The 16,168-nt window shown below is 70.4% G+C and carries 17 protein-coding genes; 4 read left to right on the forward strand and 13 right to left on the reverse strand.

Annotated elements, in window-relative coordinates; all coding sequences use genetic code 11:
* Positions 1 to 549: 549 nt before the first annotated feature.
* Genes grxD through purL form a run of 3 tightly spaced genes read right to left on the reverse strand, consistent with a single transcriptional unit; the run spans position 550 to position 3,410 of the window.
* Positions 550 to 888 carry a Grx4 family monothiol glutaredoxin gene (gene grxD, locus ACYVO7_RS21920; protein ID WP_406855082.1) on the reverse strand — a complete coding sequence of 113 codons (339 nt, stop codon included), beginning with the start codon at positions 886 to 888 and terminating at the stop codon, positions 550 to 552.
* Positions 889 to 938: 50 nt separating this feature from the next.
* Positions 939 to 1,172 (reverse strand): BolA family protein, encoded by a 234-nt coding sequence (locus ACYVO7_RS21925; protein ID WP_460451912.1) that lies wholly within the window; start codon positions 1,170 to 1,172, stop codon positions 939 to 941.
* A 12-nt stretch (positions 1,173 to 1,184) separates the two neighbouring features.
* Positions 1,185 to 3,410, reverse strand: a complete 2,226-nt coding sequence (purL, locus tag ACYVO7_RS21930; protein WP_460451998.1) for a phosphoribosylformylglycinamidine synthase subunit PurL — start codon at positions 3,408 to 3,410, stop codon at positions 1,185 to 1,187.
* Between the two features lie 325 nt (positions 3,411 to 3,735).
* Between purL and ACYVO7_RS21935 the strand changes: the two genes are divergently transcribed.
* Positions 3,736 to 4,959: a VWA domain-containing protein gene (locus tag ACYVO7_RS21935; protein ID WP_460451913.1), complete on the forward strand. Its 1,224-nt coding sequence runs from the start codon at positions 3,736 to 3,738 to the stop codon at positions 4,957 to 4,959.
* A gap of 72 nt (positions 4,960 to 5,031) precedes the next feature.
* Here ACYVO7_RS21935 and purQ read toward each other — a convergent pair whose 3' ends face one another.
* Positions 5,032 to 5,733, reverse strand: coding sequence for a phosphoribosylformylglycinamidine synthase subunit PurQ (purQ, locus tag ACYVO7_RS21940; protein WP_460451914.1), 702 nt, complete (start codon positions 5,731 to 5,733; stop codon positions 5,032 to 5,034).
* 3 nt (positions 5,734 to 5,736) lie between these two features.
* Positions 5,737 to 5,979 carry a phosphoribosylformylglycinamidine synthase subunit PurS gene (gene purS / locus ACYVO7_RS21945; RefSeq protein ID WP_406855086.1) on the reverse strand — a complete coding sequence of 81 codons (243 nt, stop codon included), beginning with the start codon at positions 5,977 to 5,979 and terminating at the stop codon, positions 5,737 to 5,739.
* Between the two features lie 199 nt (positions 5,980 to 6,178).
* Here purS and ACYVO7_RS21950 point away from each other — a divergent pair, with 199 nt between their 5' ends.
* Entirely contained in the window at positions 6,179 to 6,757 is a 579-nt protein-coding gene (locus tag ACYVO7_RS21950; protein ID WP_460451915.1) for a GNAT family N-acetyltransferase, read from the forward strand.
* Between the two features lie 5 nt (positions 6,758 to 6,762).
* On the opposite strand, the gene lysA is transcribed toward ACYVO7_RS21950, so the two are convergent.
* From lysA to argH, 3 genes are all read right to left on the reverse strand, one after another.
* Complete coding sequence (gene lysA, locus ACYVO7_RS21955) at positions 6,763 to 8,055, reverse strand: diaminopimelate decarboxylase (RefSeq protein WP_460451916.1); 1,293 nt, start codon at positions 8,053 to 8,055, stop codon at positions 6,763 to 6,765.
* A gap of 15 nt (positions 8,056 to 8,070) precedes the next feature.
* Complete coding sequence (lptM, locus tag ACYVO7_RS21960; RefSeq protein ID WP_460451917.1) at positions 8,071 to 8,349, reverse strand: LPS translocon maturation chaperone LptM; 279 nt, start codon at positions 8,347 to 8,349, stop codon at positions 8,071 to 8,073.
* 87 nt (positions 8,350 to 8,436) lie between these two features.
* Positions 8,437 to 9,828, reverse strand: a complete 1,392-nt coding sequence (argH, locus tag ACYVO7_RS21965; protein WP_460451918.1) for an argininosuccinate lyase — start codon at positions 9,826 to 9,828, stop codon at positions 8,437 to 8,439.
* Between the two features lie 30 nt (positions 9,829 to 9,858).
* Here argH and tlpA point away from each other — a divergent pair, with 30 nt between their 5' ends.
* Positions 9,859 to 10,560: a thiol:disulfide interchange protein TlpA gene (gene tlpA / locus ACYVO7_RS21970; protein WP_460451919.1), complete on the forward strand. Its 702-nt coding sequence runs from the start codon at positions 9,859 to 9,861 to the stop codon at positions 10,558 to 10,560.
* A 1-nt stretch (position 10,561) separates the two neighbouring features.
* Here tlpA and ACYVO7_RS21975 read toward each other — a convergent pair whose 3' ends face one another.
* On the reverse strand, positions 10,562 to 11,944 hold the full coding sequence (locus ACYVO7_RS21975; protein WP_460451920.1) for an amidase: 1,383 nt from the start codon (positions 11,942 to 11,944) through the stop codon (positions 10,562 to 10,564).
* 174 nt (positions 11,945 to 12,118) lie between these two features.
* Here ACYVO7_RS21975 and ACYVO7_RS21980 point away from each other — a divergent pair, with 174 nt between their 5' ends.
* Complete coding sequence (locus tag ACYVO7_RS21980; protein WP_460451921.1) at positions 12,119 to 12,406, forward strand: DUF3072 domain-containing protein; 288 nt, start codon at positions 12,119 to 12,121, stop codon at positions 12,404 to 12,406.
* A gap of 15 nt (positions 12,407 to 12,421) precedes the next feature.
* Here the strand turns inward: ACYVO7_RS21980 and ACYVO7_RS21985 are convergent, their stop codons facing one another.
* The 4 genes from ACYVO7_RS21985 to prmC form a co-directional block, all read right to left on the reverse strand.
* Positions 12,422 to 12,958, reverse strand: coding sequence for a disulfide bond formation protein B (locus tag ACYVO7_RS21985; RefSeq protein WP_460451922.1), 537 nt, complete (start codon positions 12,956 to 12,958; stop codon positions 12,422 to 12,424).
* On the reverse strand, positions 12,958 to 13,539 hold the full coding sequence (locus ACYVO7_RS21990) for a YqaA family protein (RefSeq protein ID WP_460451923.1): 582 nt from the start codon (positions 13,537 to 13,539) through the stop codon (positions 12,958 to 12,960). Before ACYVO7_RS21990 ends, ACYVO7_RS21985 begins: the two co-directional genes overlap by 1 nt.
* 142 nt (positions 13,540 to 13,681) lie before the next feature.
* Complete coding sequence (locus tag ACYVO7_RS21995) at positions 13,682 to 14,752, reverse strand: DUF4167 domain-containing protein (RefSeq protein WP_460451924.1); 1,071 nt, start codon at positions 14,750 to 14,752, stop codon at positions 13,682 to 13,684.
* A gap of 483 nt (positions 14,753 to 15,235) precedes the next feature.
* Positions 15,236 to 16,168: a peptide chain release factor N(5)-glutamine methyltransferase gene (gene prmC / locus ACYVO7_RS22000; protein ID WP_460451925.1), complete on the reverse strand. Its 933-nt coding sequence runs from the start codon at positions 16,166 to 16,168 to the stop codon at positions 15,236 to 15,238.

Consider the following 16,168-nt stretch of genomic DNA (forward strand, 5'->3'; position numbering starts at 1 on the left):
GGATGAAAGGAAGATCCCGGGGCGCTTTCAGCCCCTTCGCGCTTCGCTGGTCGGACCTTGTCTTCCGTCCGCCGCCTCGACCGGGTCGTGAGCCCGGCTTTGACGGCCGCCGCCCCCGATCCACATCCGTCACGCTGCAGACGCCCCTCCGTGGACCGGAGCATGGACAGAATTATAGGAATTTTATCCGCTTGTCAAGCGTCATCCCCGGCGGCGCGGAGCGCCGGGAAGGGGATCCAGGAGGGGTGGCGAGAGGCGCCCTCCGCCCGCCGCTCTGGATCCCCTTCCCGCGCCTGCAGCGCGCCGGGGATGACGGGGGGTGGTCTCATGCAAACGCCCCCTCGTCCTTCGAGACGCCATGCTGCGCATGGCTCCTCAGGATGAGGGGGTGGTGGGCTGGGATGTTGGAGAAGGGCCGCAGCACGCCCCCTCGCCCCGGAACGGGGAGAGGGCTGGGGTGAGGGGCGCCGCCGCTTGGCTACGTATCCCCTCTTCCGGCCCGTCGGGCTGCCTTCTCCCCGTGCCGGGGAGAAGGGGATGAGACTGGGATCAGGCCTGGGCGGGCTGCTTCAGCGGGACGCCGTTCTGGGTGAGGTGCGACTGCAACTCGCCCGACTGGAACATCTCGCGGACGATGTCGCAGCCGCCGAGGAACTCGCCCTTGACGTAGAGCTGCGGGATCGTCGGCCAGTTGGCGAAGTCCTTGATGCCCTGGCGGATCTCGTCGTTCTCGAGCACGTTCACGCCCTTGTAGGGCACGCCCAGATAATCGAGGATCTGGACCACCTGCCCGGAGAAGCCGCACATGGGGAACTGCGGCGTCCCCTTCATGAACAGCACCACGTCCTGGGAGGCGACTTCGGTCTTGATCGTGTCCTGGATGCTCATCGCTTCGTCCTTCGCTCGTGCGCGGTCAAGGCGCGCCGTTCGTGGGTGTATTATTCGGGTGTCGCGGTCGTCAGCGCAAGGGCGTGCAGAACCCCGCCCATATTGCCCTTGAGGGCCCCGTAGACGAGCTGGTGCTGCTGCACCCTCGTCTTGCCCCGGAAGGCCGAGGACACGACCGTGGCGGCGTAGTGGTCGCCGTCGCCCGCGAGGTCGCGGATCTCGACCGTGGCGTCCGGCAGCGCCTCCTTGATGAGCCGCTCGATCTCGCGCGCGTCCATGGCCATGGGGGTGTCCTCTCAGAGGCGTTCTGCGGTGGTGGGATGGCCGGCCATGTAGTCGGGCAGCCAGGATTCATGCGCGTGGCGCAGCGTCTCGACCGATATGGGGGCCTCGCCGGGCAGCGTCAACGCGTCGCCGCCGGTCCGTCCGATCCGCTGCGCCGGCACGCCGGACGCCGCGGCCTGGGCCAGCACCGCCTCGGCCCGGTCGGCCGGGACGGCCAGGAGGTAGCGCGCCTGGTCCTCGCCGAACAGGACCGCATGGGCGGATGCGCCGGAGGGCAGCGCGTCGATCGTCGCCCCGATCCCGCGCGCCATCGCCATCTCGGCCAGCGCCACGGCCAGGCCCCCGTCCGACAGGTCATGCACGGTGCGCAGGCCCCAGTTGCGGATGAGGCCGCGCACGAAATCGCCATTGCGGCGCTCGACCGCAAGGTCGACCGGGGGCGGAGCGCCCTCCTCCCGGCCGTCGATCTCCTTCAGATACATGGACTGGCCGAGCCAGCCCTGCGTCTCGCCGACGAGCAGGATGGCCTCGCCCTCGGCCTTGAACGCCACGGAGGCGTTGACCGTGACGTCGTCCAAAAGCCCGACCGCCCCGATGGTCGGCGTCGGCAGGATGCCGCGCCCGTTGGTCTCGTTGTAGAGCGAGACGTTGCCCGACACGATCGGGAAGTCGAGCGCGCGGCAGGCCTCGCCGATCCCCCGGATGCAGCCCACGAACTGGCCCATGGCGTCCGGCCGTTCGGGATTGCCGAAATTGAGGTTGTCGGTCACGGCGAGCGGCAGGCCGCCGACGGCCGTGATGTTGCGCCAGGCTTCGGCGACGGCCTGCCTGCCGCCCTCGACGGGATCGGCCTCGCAGTAGCGCGGCGTGACGTCGGAGGTGAGCGCCAGCCCCTTGGGGCCGTCGAGCACGCGCACCACGGCGGCGTCGCCGCCCGGCTGCTGCACGGTGTTGCCCAGGATGAGGTGGTCGTACTGCTCCCACACCCAGCGCTTGGAGCACAGGTCCGGCGAGCCGATCAGCCGCACCAGCGCCTCGGCGTTCGCCATCGGGGCCGGGACGTCGGCGGGCGAGAGCACGGGCTGGTGGGTGTTGGCGATGTGCGGGCGGTCATAGACCGGGGCCTCGTCGCCCAGCTCCATGATGGGCAGGTCGGCCATGACCTCGCCGCGGTGGCGGACGACGAAGCGCTTGGTGTCGGTGGTCCGGCCCACCACCGCGAAGTCGAGGCCCCATTTCACGAAAATCGCCTCGGCCTGCTTCTCCTTGGCGGGATCCAGAACCATGAGCATGCGCTCCTGGCTCTCCGACAGCATCATCTCGTAGGCCGACATGCCCTCCTCGCGGCAGGGCACCTTGTCGAGGTCGAGCTCGACGCCGAGGCCGCCCTTGGCGCCCATCTCGACGGCCGAGCAGGTGAGGCCGGCCGCGCCCATGTCCTGGATGGCGATGACCGAGCCGGTCTGCATCAGCTCCAGGCACGCCTCCAGCAGCAGCTTCTCGGCGAAGGGGTCGCCGACCTGCACGGTCGGGCGCTTCTCCTCCGACTTGTCGTCGAACTCGGCCGACGCCATCGTGGCGCCGTGGATGCCGTCGCGGCCCGTCTTGGAGCCGAGATAGACGATGGGGTTCCCGACGCCGGTCGCGGCCGCGTAGAAGATCTCGTCCGCCTTGGCGATGCCCACCGCCATGGCGTTGACCAGGATGTTGCCGTCATAGCGGGTGTGGAAGCCGAACTGGCCGCCCACGGTCGGCACCCCGAAGGAGTTGCCGTAGCCGCCGACGCCCGCCACCACGCCGGCCACGAGGTGGCGCGTGCGCGGGTGGCTCGGGTCGCCGAAGCGCAGGGCGTTGAGGCAGGCGATGGGGCGCGCCCCCATGGTGAAGACGTCGCGCAGGATGCCGCCCACGCCCGTCGTCGCGCCCTGATAGGGCTCGATATAGCTCGGGTGGTTGTGGCTCTCCATCTTGAACACGCAGGCGAGCCCGTCGCCGATGTCGATGACGCCGGCGTTCTCGCCCGGGCCCTGGATCACCCACGGGGCGGAGGTCGGCAGCGTCTTCAGGTGCAGGCGCGACGACTTGTAGGAGCAGTGCTCGTTCCACATCGCCGAGAAGATGCCGAGCTCCGTGAAGGTGGGCTCGCGCCCGATCAGGCCGAGGATGCGCTGGTACTCGTCCGGCTTGAGGCCATGCTCGGCCACGAGTTCGGGAGTGATCTTGACGGCGTTGGGGATCACGGTCGCCCTCTCTCGGTGCGCTTCGTCCTGCGGCGTGAGGCTGCGACGGGGCCAAGGCCCGACGCCGCCCGCGTCTCGCCATCGCATAAAGGCGCCGGCGCCGCATGGCAATGCGCAAGCGTGCCGGGCCGGGACCCGGCGCAGGGGTCGTGCCGAACTGGGACGCCCCGGACGAGGGGATTCCGGCCGAATCGAGCCTCGACGCCCGTTTTCGGCGACTACTCGCGTCGGTTGCATTCGAATGACGAGACACTTCGCCTCAAACAACCGTTGGCCCGGTCTTTGAAACCTGGAGTTGCAGAACGCCAAGAGGGCCTCTGCGATGTCCATTCTGAAACGCCTCGCTTCCGACGACCGCGGCTCCGTCAACGTCATGTTCGCGGTCGGGCTCCTGCCGCTCCTGCTGGCGGTGGGCAGCGCCGTCGACTACGACCGCGCGACCGGGATCCAGGCGCGGCTCCAGTCCGCCGCCGACTCCACCGCTCTGGCGATGGCCAAGCAGGCCGGCCAGCTGACCGACGCGGACCTGCAGGCCAAGGGCGTCGATTATTTCGAGGGCGCGTTCTCGTCCCAATGGACCGACGCCGGCCCGAACCGGACGGCGCGGCAGTTCCTGCGCAACAGCCTGACGGTCACCAAGACCGGCAAGACCGTGAACGTGGACGTGAAGGGCCTCTACCCGACGACCTTCATGAAGCTCGCGGGCCTCAACGACGTGGCGCTCGCCGCCTCCGGGCAGGCCGCCTGGGGCACGCGCAAGATCGAGGTCGCCCTCGTGCTCGACAACACCGGCTCGATGGCGGGCGCGAAGATCACCGAACTGAAGAAGGCGGCCAAGACCCTGGTGAGCACGCTGGAGACCGCCTCCAAGGAGCCCGACCAGATCAAGATCGCGCTGGTGCCGTTCAACACCCAGGTCCACATGGACGCCGCGGCCTACCGCAACGACTCCTGGCTCGACTTCGCCTCCTATGGGGTCAACAAGGCGACCTGGACGGGCTGCGTCACCGACCGCAACAGCGGCTACGACACCAATGACGTCCCGATGGCCAAGTATCCGGCCGTGCAGTCCTGCACGTTCGGCAACCAGCTCGCGCTGATGTCGCCGCTGTCGTCGAATTTCGGGGCGATGCGCACGTCGATCGACAGCATGAGCGCGACCGGCAACACCAATATCGCGATCGGGCTGGCCTGGGGCCTCGCCTCGCTGTCGCCCGGCGCGCCATTCACCGGCGGCGCGGCCTTCGGGACGCCGGAGGTCGACAAGTTCATGATCATGCTGACCGACGGCGACAACACCCAGAACCGCTTCGGCGACAGCGTCTACCAGATGGACCAGCGCACCAAGCTGGCCTGCGACGAAGTCAAGAAGAGCGCCAACAAGATCGCCCTCTACACCATCCGGGTGATGAACGGAAACGCCGCCCTGCTGAAGAGCTGCGCCTCGGACACGTCGAAATACTACGACGTCACCAGCGCCAGCCAGCTGAACGGCGTGTTCCAGCAGATCGCCGACGAGATCACGTCCATCCGCCTCACCATGTGAGTTTGCGTAACGGTGAGGCGCGGTGCGCGGCCTCGGTCCGGAGCCGAGGCCGCAGCTCTATTGGGAGGCGGCTCAGGCCGCCGCGGGGGTCCCGGAGACCAGGCTCTGGAACAGGGCCAGCCCGTCCGTCCCGCCGACGAGCGGGTCGATGAGGTTCTCGGGGTGCGGCATCATGCCGAGCACGTTGAACCGCTCGGAATAGACGCCGGCGATGTCGTTGAACGAGCCGTTCGGGTTGGCGCGGCTGCCGATCCGGCCCTGCGCGTCGCAATAGCGGAACGCCACCCGGCCCTCGGCCTCGAGCGCGTGAATGGTGTCCTCGTCGGCGATGTAGTTGCCCTCGCCATGCGCGATGGCGACCTCGATCACCTGGCCGGTCGTGTAGCGGTTGGCGAAGGGCGTGTCGGCCCGCTCCACCCGCAGGTGCTGCATCTTGCACACGAAGCGCAGCTGGGAGTTGCGCATCAGCACGCCCGGCAGCAGGCCCGACTCCACCAGGATCTGGAAGCCGTTGCAGACGCCCAGCACCAGCCCGCCGCGCGCCGCATGGGCCCGCACCGCGTCCATGATGTTGGCGCGCCCCGCGATGGCCCCGCAGCGCAGATAGTCGCCATAGCTGAAGCCGCCCGGCAGGACGACCAGGTCCGTCCCCGCCGGCAAGGCGTGGTCCGCGTGCCAGACGGAGGCCGGCTCATGGCCGGTCCCGGCCCGGATCGCCCGGATGATGTCCCCGTCGCGGTTGGAGCCGGGGAAGACGACGACGGCGGATTTCATGGCTCAGCCCGTGATCTCGACGCGGTAATTCTCGATGACCGTGTTGGCGAGCAGCTTCTCGCAGGCCTCCTGCAGGGCCGCCTCGGCGCGGGCCTTGTCCTGCGTGGAGAGCTCGACGTCGAACACCTTGCCCTGCCGAACGCTGTCGACGCCCGAAACGCCAAGCGAACGCAGCGCGCCCTCGATGGCCTTGCCCTGCGGGTCGAGGACGCCGTTCTTCAACGTGACGGTGACGCGGGCTTTCATTCGTCGCTTCCTCGTTCGGGCGTGGTCGCCCCAAGCCGATAGAGGCTCGCCGCCCGGATCGCAAGCCCCGGGCCGCCGCCAGGCGCGACGGAACGCCGCCGCGCCCTTGATGCCGCGGCCTCGCCGCGCCATGTTGCACTGCAGCAAACACGTACGATTCGGGAGAGACGCTCGGGACCTCGAGAACAGGAACCGACACATGGGACAGGCCGCACCCCCCGGCGGGATCTTTCGAAGGCTCGGCGCCGCCGATGTCGCGCTCTTTCGCGAGCATCTGATCCGGCTCGATCCCGACACCCGCCGCGACCGCTTCGCCATGGGGGCGAGCGACAGCTTCCTGGCGCGCTACGCCGAGCAGGCCTTCGCGGGCGACGCCGTGCTGTTCGGCTTCGTGGAGGCGGGACGCCTGCGCGCCGTCGCCGAGTTGCGCCCCTTCGACAGCCGCGAGGCGGAGGCGGCCTTCAGCATCGAGCGCGACTTCCGCCGCAGGGGGCTGGCCACGGAGCTGTTCTCCCGGCTGATCACGGCCGCCCGCAACCGGCGCCTCAGGCGTCTCTACATGAATTGCCTCGCCCACAACCGCGCCATGCAGGGCCTGGCGCGCAAGTTCTCGGCCGAACTGACCTTCGAATCCGACAGCGTGCTGGCCATCGTGACCGCGCCACCCGGCTCTCCGGCGAGCGTCATGCAGGAGGCGGGCGACGCCATGGGGGTCTTCACGACCGCGATCCTGCAGCTGCAGGGCCGCTGGCTCGGCCTGGCGTCCTTCCGGCGCTGAGGGCGTCAGCGGCTGGCGACGGGCTCGGCCGCCCGCAGCCAGGGCGGAATCGAATCGAGGCCGATCAGTTCGTCATAGCTGGGCCGCCGCCGCACCACCGCGTAAGACGCCCCGGTGACCATCACCTCCGGGACGAGCAGGCGGCTGTTATAGGTGCCGGACTGGGCGGCCCCATAGGCGCCGGCCGTCATCACGGCCAGAAGGTCCCCCGCGGAAGGCGCAGCCATCTCGCGGTCCTTGGCCAGGTAGTCGCCGCTCTCGCAGACAGGGCCGACCACGTCGGCGGTGATGCGGGGCGCGCCGGCGGCGGGCTCGGTCACGGGCTTCACGTCGTGATGCGCCTCGTACAGCGTCGGGCGGATCAGGTCGTTCATCGCCGCGTCGACGATGACGAAGTCCTTCCCGTCGCCGTGCTTCAGATAGATCACCTGCGTGACCAGCACGCCGGCGTTGCCGACGATCAAGCGGCCGGGCTCGAACACCAGCGTGCAGTCGAGCGAGCGCGTGTGGCGCTTGACCACCCTGGCGTAGTCCTCCGGGGTGGGAGGCGGCGCATTGTCCTCGCGATAGGGGATGCCCAGCCCGCCCCCGAGATCGACATGGTCGATGGCGTGGCCGTCCGACCTGAGCTCGCGCACGAAGTCCGACAGCAGCGCGAAGGCGTCGTCATAGGGCTGCATGTCGGTGATCTGGCTGCCGATATGCATGTCGACGCCGGTCACCACGACGCCCGGCAGCGTCGCCGCGAGGGCGTAGACCTCGCGCGCCCGCGAGATCGGGATGCCGAACTTGTCGCCGGACTTGCCGGTCGAGATCTTGTGATGCGTGCGCGCGTCGACGTCCGGGTTCACCCGCAGGGCGATGCGGGCCTTCATGCCCTTGGCGGCCGCCACGGCCGACAGCGCCTCCAGCTCGGGCTCGGATTCGACGTTGAAGCACAGGATGTTCTCATCCAGGCCGTAGGCCATCTCGCGGGCGGTCTTGCCGACGCCCGAGAAGGTGATGCGCGAGCCCGGCACGCCGGCCGCGCGGGCGCGGCGCAGCTCGCCCTCCGACACCACGTCCATGCCGGCGCCGAGCCGGGCCAGCGTCTTCAGAACGGCCTGGTTGGAGTTCGCCTTCATGGCGTAGCAGACGAGCGAGGGCGCATCCGCGAAGGCTTCGGCGAAGACGCGGTAATGCCGCTCCAGCGTGGCCGTGGAGTAGCAATAGAACGGCGTGCCCACCTCGTCGGCGATCCGCCGCAGGTCGACGTCCTCGGCGTGCATGACGCCGGCGCGGTAATCGAAATGGTGCATGGCGGAACGCCTGCCTTAGAGGATCGGGTCCAGGATGAAGGGCTCCTTGGGAGCCGTGATCGGCTTGCCCTTCGCTTTCTGGCGGCCGGAGGCTACCGGCGCGATCGAGGGCGCGATGGTGCGCTGGTCCGTCTCGGGATCGATCCCGCCCAGCGGGTCGGGCTTCGCCGCGACCGCGCCCGGAGGCGGCTCCAGCGCTCCCTTGCGGCCGCACGCCCCGAGGGAGGCCAGCAAGACAAGGCTCAGCGCGAGCGCGACGGAACGCGACGACAGCGACGAATTCGAGGAAGGCACCGGCGGGACTCCAAGGACAGCGGCACTATAGCGAAAGCCCTACGGGGCGAAAGCGGCGGGAACCTGCGATTTGCAGATGCGCCCCTCTCACCCCTTCTCCTTGCCGAGTCGGGCGAGCCAGCGGCGGGCCTGCTTGCGGACTTCGGCGGGCGCGGTGCCGCCGTAGCTGGTGCGGCTGCGGACGGAGCGGTCCACGCCCAGCACCTCGAAGACGTCGTGCGTGATCGCGGGCTCGACGGCCTGCATCTCGGCGAGCGAGAGCTTCTCCAGCCCGACGCCTTTCTCCGCCGCGAGCGCGACGATGCGCCCGGTGACGTGATGCGCCTGCCGGAAGGGCGTCCGCAGCGTGCGCACCAGCCAGTCGGCGAGGTCGGTCGCGGTGGCGTAGCCAAGCCCGGCGGCCTTCTTCATGGCCTTCTGGTCGGGCTCCATGTCGCGCACCATGCCGGCCATGGCGGCGATGCAGAGCGACAGCGAGCGCAGGGCGTCGAAGGTGCCCTCCTTGTCCTCCTGCATGTCCTTGGCGTAGGTGAGCGGCAGTCCCTTGATGACGATCAGCAGGCCGCTCAGCGCCCCGATGATCCGTCCCGCCTTGCCGCGGACGAGCTCGGCCGCATCCGGGTTGCGCTTCTGCGGCATGATCGAGGAGCCGCTCGTGAACTTGTCGGAGAGCTTCACCAGGCCGAATTGCGGCGTGGTCCACAGCACGATCTCCTCGGCGAAGCGCGACAGGTGGACGGCGGCGATCGAGGCGGCCGCCAGGCTCTCCAGGGCGAAGTCGCGGTCCGAGACGCTGTCGAGCGAGTTGGCCGTGGGCCGGTCGAAGCCCAGCGCCGCGGCCGTCATGTGGCGGTCGATCGGGAACGAGGTCCCGGCCAGCGCGGCGGCCCCGAGGGGGCATTCGTTCATGCGCCGGCGCGCGTCGGCGAAGCGGCCGCGGTCGCGGCCCAGCATCTCGACATAGGCCAGGAGATGGTGGCCGAAGGTGGTGGGCTGCGCCGACTGCAGATGCGTGAAGCCCGGCATCACCGCGCCCGCGAAGGCGAGCGCCTTCTCGGCCAGCGCCGTCTGCAGGTCGGCGAGCTGCGCGTCGAGCTGGTCGACGGTGTCGCGCACCCACAGCCGCATGTCCGTCGCGACCTGGTCGTTGCGCGAGCGCGCGGTGTGCAGCCGGCCGGCGGCGGGCCCCACGATCTCGGCCAGCCGGGACTCCACGTTCATATGGATGTCCTCGAGGGACCGCGAGAACGTGAAATCTCCCGCCTCGATTTCGGCGTGCACCGCGGCTAAACCATCGGCGATGGCCTTCGCGTCCTGCTCGGCGACGATCCCCTGCTTCGCCAGCATGGCCACATGGGCCTTCGATCCGGCGATGTCCTGTCGCCAGAGGGTCTTGTCGAAATCGATGGAGGCGTTGATCTCCTCCATGATGGCGTCGGGACCGCTGGCGAAACGGCCGCCCCACATCGTGTTGCTCATGGCTTTCGAACTTTCCAACGCAGGACGGACATGACGGACAGGACGGACAGGACGCCCGGGGCGGAACGCCCGCAGACCGCGGCCGCATCCGCGACGGCGCCCCGTCGCCGCGCGCTCGTCGTGGCGGGGGTGGGCGTCGCGGCCGCGCTTGGGCTCGGGCTGGCCGTCCTATACGGGACGAACCCCGGCTGGGGCAACGCCGGCGATGCGGATTGCGCCCCCGCGCTGGCCGTCGCGCAGGCCATGCAGCCCTTGGCGCGCGGCGAGGTCGCGGCCGTGCAGGTCTCCAAGGCGCCGAAGCCCCTGCCGGCGCTGGCCTTCAACGGCCCGGACGGCAAGCCTATGTCGCTGGCCGACCTGAAGGGCCGGACCGTCCTGCTGAACCTCTGGGCCACCTGGTGCGCGCCCTGCCGGCAGGAGATGCCGGCCCTCGACGCCGCGCAGGAGAAGCTCGGGGGCGACGATTTCCAGGTCGTGACCGTCAACATCGACACTCGCAACCTCGACAAGCCGCGGCAGTGGCTGGCCGACAACAAGGTCACGCGCCTCGCCTATCACTCCGATCCGAGCGCCAAGATCTTCCAGGACCTGAAGGCCATCGGGAAGGCCTTCGGCATGCCCACCACCCTGATCGTGGATCCGAAGGGCTGCGAACTCGCCTCCATCGCGGGCCCGGCCGAGTGGTCGAGCGAGGACGCCCTGACGCTGCTGAAGGCCGCCGCCCGGAAATAGCTCAGATGGGCCAGGGCCGCTGCTCGCCCCGCAGGCCCTCGAAGGCGGCCGCCATGGCCAGCACGCCCCGGTCGTCGAAGCGGCGGCCCACGATCTGCAGCCCGATCGGCAGGCCTGACGCGGTGTAGCCGGCGTTGATCGAGACGGCGGGGTTCTCCGCCATGTTCCACACCACCGTGTAGCCGATATGCTCGAACGGGCGCTCCGGATCGTGGATCGGCGAGGCCTGTTCGGCCGGGAAGCTCGGCACCGGCGAGGTGGGCGAGAGCACGAAGTCGTGAGCGGCGAAGAGCGCGCCTGCCGCCTTGCGCATCTCCATCGTGCGGTTGTAGCCGCGCATGACGTCGAGCCCGCTGCGCGCCGCGCCCGATTCGGCCCAGGCCCGGATATAGGGCAGGATCAGGTCGCGCTGCGCCGGCGCCAGCCGCGAGACGTCGTCCCAGGCGCGCACGCGCCAGAAATCGTCCAGACCGTCGAGCATCTCGCGCGTCAGCACGGGGGCGACCGGCTCGACGATCGCGCCCGCCGCCTCGAACAGCGAGGCCGCGCGCTCGACGGCCGCCCTCACCTCCGGGTCGAGCGGCAGGCCGGCCCCGATGTCCAGTTGCAGGCCGAGCCGCAGACCCCTGAGGTCGACGGAGAGGTCGTTCCAGTCCACGGCCTGAGGCGGCAGGCTGGTGCCGTCCCGGGGGTCGGGGAGGGACAGGACCGACATCATCAGCGCCGCGTCGGCCACGCTGCGCGTCATCGGCCCCGCAACCCGGCCCAGATAGGGCGGATCGATCGGCACGCGCCCGGCGCTGGGCTTGAGGCCGACGAGGCCGCACCAGCCGGCCGGCAGGCGCACGGACCCGCCGATGTCGGTGCCGAGATGCAGCGGCCCGTAGCCGGCCGCCGCCGCCGCGGCTGCGCCCGCGCTGGAGCCGCCGGGCGTCATGCGCGGGTCCCACGGGTTGCGGGCGAGCTTGTGGAAGCTCGACAGGCCGGAGGAGAGCATGCCGTAGTCGGGCATGGTGGTCTTGGCGAGCAGCACCACGCCGGCTTCGCGAAGCCGCGCCGCCGGGGGCGCGTCGTGCGTCGACGGCGTGAGCGGGGTCGCCGCCGCGCCCAGCGGCGTGGGCGCGCCGATGGTGGCGATGTTCTCCTTGATGGTCGCCGGCACGCCGTCGAGCGGGCCCGCCGGCTCGCCCCGCGCCCATCGGCGCGTCGAGGCCGCCGCGGCGGCGCGGGCGGCGTCGGGGTCGAACAGATAGAGGGCGCACAGTTCCGGCTCGCGCCGGGCGATATGGCGGATCAGCTCCTCGACGGCTTCGCTGGGGCTGAGGCGGCGCGCTGCGTACAGGGCCAGGAGTTCGCGGGCGGACAGAGACGGAATGGAGGTCAAGCGGTCGTCCTCGCGGGGGGGCGGAGCCCGGGCCGATCCGGCCTGGCGCCCGGCGCAGCTTAGACCCGCGCCGCGGCGGCCGAAAGCCGCGCCGGACGCCGCCCCGAACGCCGGAACAAGAGGCCGGGCGCCGCGTTCCTGATCATGAACGAAAACGGAACAGAGAGGCCCGCGATGTCGAGCAAGCCGTCCCCCGCCGCCACCCACAGCCGCAATCCGCAGGATGCGCCCTTCACGGGCGAGAACCCCAAGAAGCCGAGCGACGCGGCGCCGCCCAACTCCAACCAGATCAAGGACCCCGACGACTGGGTCACCGGCGAGGAGCCGATGACGGGCGCGCAGGCCTCCTACCTGAAGACCCTCTCCGAAGAGGCGCACGACCCCGACGCCTTCGACCCGAAGCTCGACAAGGCCGAGGCCTCCAAGCGCATCGACGAGTTGAAGGAGAAGATGGGCCGGTGAGCCGCGCCGGGCGCGTCAGCGCGCCCGGGTGCGCCAGGCGGCGTAGCCCGCCGCGAGGGCCAGGCCGCTGGCGATGACGAAGTTCCAGGCCGCCAGCGACAGTCCGAAGATCCGCATCGCGACCTCGTCGCAGCGGATCACCTTGGTGGTCTGGAGCTGCTTCAGGAAATCGCCCATCGCGGCCGGCTTGGTCACCGGTCCCGTGCAGTCGCTGGGGCCGGCCCACAGCCCCCATTCGACGCCCGCGTGGTAGCCGCCCAGCGCCGCGGCCACGAGGAACACCAGCGCCGCGGAGGCGACCAGCGCCGTGGTGAGGAGATGGCGCGGGCGCCGCGCCGCCGCCCAGGCGGCCACGGCCGCCAGCGGGACGCCGGCGTAATAGGGGATGCGCTGCACCAGGCAGAGCTCGCAGGGCTTCACGCCCAGCGCATGCTCGATGAACAGCGCGCCCCCGATGGTGGCCGCGCCGCCCAGGGCCACGGCGGCGGTGAGCCGGGCCGGGGTGAGGCGGGCGCGCGAAGGCGCGAGCGCGTGGGCGGTCGGCGTCGTCATCACACCAGCCTCGCGGCGATCCAGAAGCCGAACACGATGAAGAACAGGATCGCCCCCATGAACACGGCGAAATGCCTCTCCAGCAGGGTGCGGATCGGATCGCCGAAGCGGTGCAGCAGGCCGGCCAGGATGAAGAACCGGGCGCCGCGGGTGATCAGCGACAGGAGGACGAAGAGCGGGAAATTATAGGCCAGCAGGCCGCTCACGATGGTGACGAGCTTGTAGGGGATCGGCGTGAGCCCCTTGACGAGGATGAACAGCGCGCCCCACTTGGCGTAGGCGTCGCGCACCACGTCCATCTTCGCGCCATAGCCGTAGAGGCCGATCAGCCACTGGCCGACCGTGTCGAACAGCAGCGCCCCGATGGCGTAGCCCAGGATCCCTCCCAGCACCGACATGACGGAGCAGATGGCGGCGTAGCGCCAGGCCAGCTTGGGCCGGGCGAGCGACATCGGCACCAGGATGACGTCCGGCGGGATGGGGAAGAACGAGCTCTCGGCGAACGCGATCGCGCCCAGCGCCCAGGTGGCGCGAGGACTTTCCGCGAGGGACAGCGTCCAGCGATAGAGGCCTTTGAACATGCCGTGGTGCCTAACGGATGCGGGCCGCCCTGTCACCCCGCCGGCGGCTCGCGCCAGCGTCACGCCAGGGGGCGCAACGAAAAAGGCCCGCCGGCTGGGCCGGCAGGCCTGATGGTCTCAGACGGGTCTCATTGCGCCGCGATCATTCACCGGCCGGAGCGTCGGCCGGCGACGGCTCCTCGGTGCGCTTGGCGGCGCGGCGGCGGCGCGGACGGACGGCGAAAGCCGGATCCTCGGCGCTGTCGGCGGGCGTGGGCGCGGCCTCGGCCACGTGCGGCGGGGCGTCGGCCTCGCTCGGCGCGACGGTCCTCACCGGAGCGGTGATGAAGGCCGGCAACGCCGTCCCGGCGGGCTCGGGCGCCTCGGGGGCGCGCTCGGCGCGCGCCTCGGGACGCCGGTCGCCGACCGGGCGGTCCTGACGCGGTCCACGCCGGGGGAAGCGGCTCTCGCGCGGCTCGCGGGCCTCGCGGGGCGCCTCGGGCTGGAACTCCGGCTGCTCGCGGCTCTCGCGCGGCTGGAAGTCGCGCTGCTGCTCGCGGGGCTGGAACTCCCGCGGCTCGCGCTCGCGGAATTCGCGGGGCTGGCGCTGCTCGCGCGGCTGCTGCTCGCCCTGCTCGCGGTCGCGAGGCTGGAAGTCCCGCTGCTCGCGAGGCTCGCGGGGGCGGAACTCCCGCTCGCCGCGCGGCTGGAACTCGCGCTGCTCACGCGGCTGCCGCTGCTGGTAGTCGCCGCGCTGTTCGCGGGGCTGGTACTCGCGGTCGCGGTTGTCCCGCTGCTCGCGCGGCTGGAACTGGCGCGGCTGGTAGTCGCCCTCGCCGTCCATCCCGGCCTGCGGGAAGCGCACGTCCGGCTGCGGCCCGCCCGCATAGGGAGCGCCGTCCTCGTCCCCGTCGTCCTGGTCGGGATCGTTGATCTCGAAGGGACGGTAATTCGGGTTCTGCTGCCGGAACTGCTCCTGCGCGGCTGCGATCAGGCGCAGATAGTGCTCCGCATGCTGCAGGTAGCTCTCGGCCGTGACCGGATCTCCGGAGGCCTGCGCGTCGCGACCGAGTTGCAGGTACTTCTCGGCGATGTGCTGCGCCGTGCCGCGGATTTTCACGTCCGGACCGTTGGACTCATAGCTGCGAGACAGGGGATTGGGACCCTTTCCGCCGCGGTTGCGTCCACGCATACGCTTGCTGTTGTTATTGTTGTTCTGATGATTGGGTCTCATCGAACGTCCTTCAAAGCTGTTCGTTGTCCATGCCGGACCGCCGCTGCGAGGCCGTGCCCATGCGGGTCGCTGCTCCTTGCCAGAGGTCTGGGTTCAGTCGAGGCTTTCAAGCCCTTCCGTCCGCTGCTCGCGCGATACGTTGCACGCCACGCCGGTCGACCTTCTCGCCGCCGCTCGATCGCGTGCGGTAGAACGCCTCCAGTTCCGGAGCATGTCGTCGGCTCGAAACCGATCCTTCGGGGATCAGGAACGAACTCCGGAGATCTTTCCCGTGGTGAACCTGCCGGTCTGTCCTCGAAGGGAGAGATCTCGACGGTGCTGGCCTGCGCTGCGCGCGGCGCTGCCCGACGACGTCATTGGCCGTCACCCTAGTCGCTTCGGCCTCCAAGACCAAGCGAATTCCTCATCTCATGTCTGCACGACCCGCGAGAAATCAAGGGCTGTGGCATCGATGCACAGCCGAACTGCGTCCAGGGCGACGATTCAGGACGGTTCGGCGCTCCTGCGTACGATCACCGCGCGCGGCCTGGCGCCGAAATCCGCGAAGGGTCCCTCCACCGCGTAGCCGGCTTTCAGGAACAGGGCGGGAATGGATTGCGCCTGGTCCGAACCGATCTCCAGCGCCAGCACCCCGTCCGGGGCGAGGATCTGCGGCAGCGCCTCCAGGATGGCCCGGTAGGCCTGCAACCCGTCGGGGCCGCCCGACAGCGCCAGCCGGGGGTCGTGGTCGCGCACCTCCGGTTCGAGGCCCTCGATGACCGCGTCCGCGATGTAGGGCGGATTTGAGACGACGAGGTCGAACCGGCCCTGCACCGCCTCGGCCCAGTCCGAGAGGAGGATCTCGGCCCGGTCGCCCACGCCGTTGCGGGCGGCGTTGAAGCGCGCCGTCTCGACCGCGCCGGGGGCGACGTCCACCCCCACCCCGGTCGCGCCCGGCAGCTCGTGCAGCAAGGCCACGAGCAGGCAGCCGGAGCCGACCCCGAGATCCAGGATGCGCAGGCCCTCGCTGGCGTGGCGGCGCTCCTTCAGGGCGATCAGCGCGGCGGCCACGACCGTCTCGCTGTCGGGGCGCGGCGTCAGCACGTCCGGCGCCAGGGTGAAGGGCAGGCTCCAGAACTCCCACTCGCCCAGGATGCGCGCCACCGGCTCGCGGGTGAGGCGGCGCGAGGCGAAGTCGCGCAGCTTCGACGAGGCGGCTTCGCCCAGCGTTTCGCGCGGAGAGCGGATCAGGTCGGCGTGCTTCACGCCCGCGGCCTCCAGCGTGAGCAGCCGCGCGTCGCGCTGCGCCGTCTCGATGCCGGCGGCCCGAAAGGCCTCGCCGAGATGCTTGAGCGCCGCCAGGCGCGTCGTGTCGGGGCCGATCGCGCCGATGGGGTCCGGCGCGCCCGCGTTCGTCCCCGGGCCTGGTTCGGTCAT

The sequence above is a fragment of the Alsobacter sp. SYSU BS001988 genome (assembly GCF_054796215.1).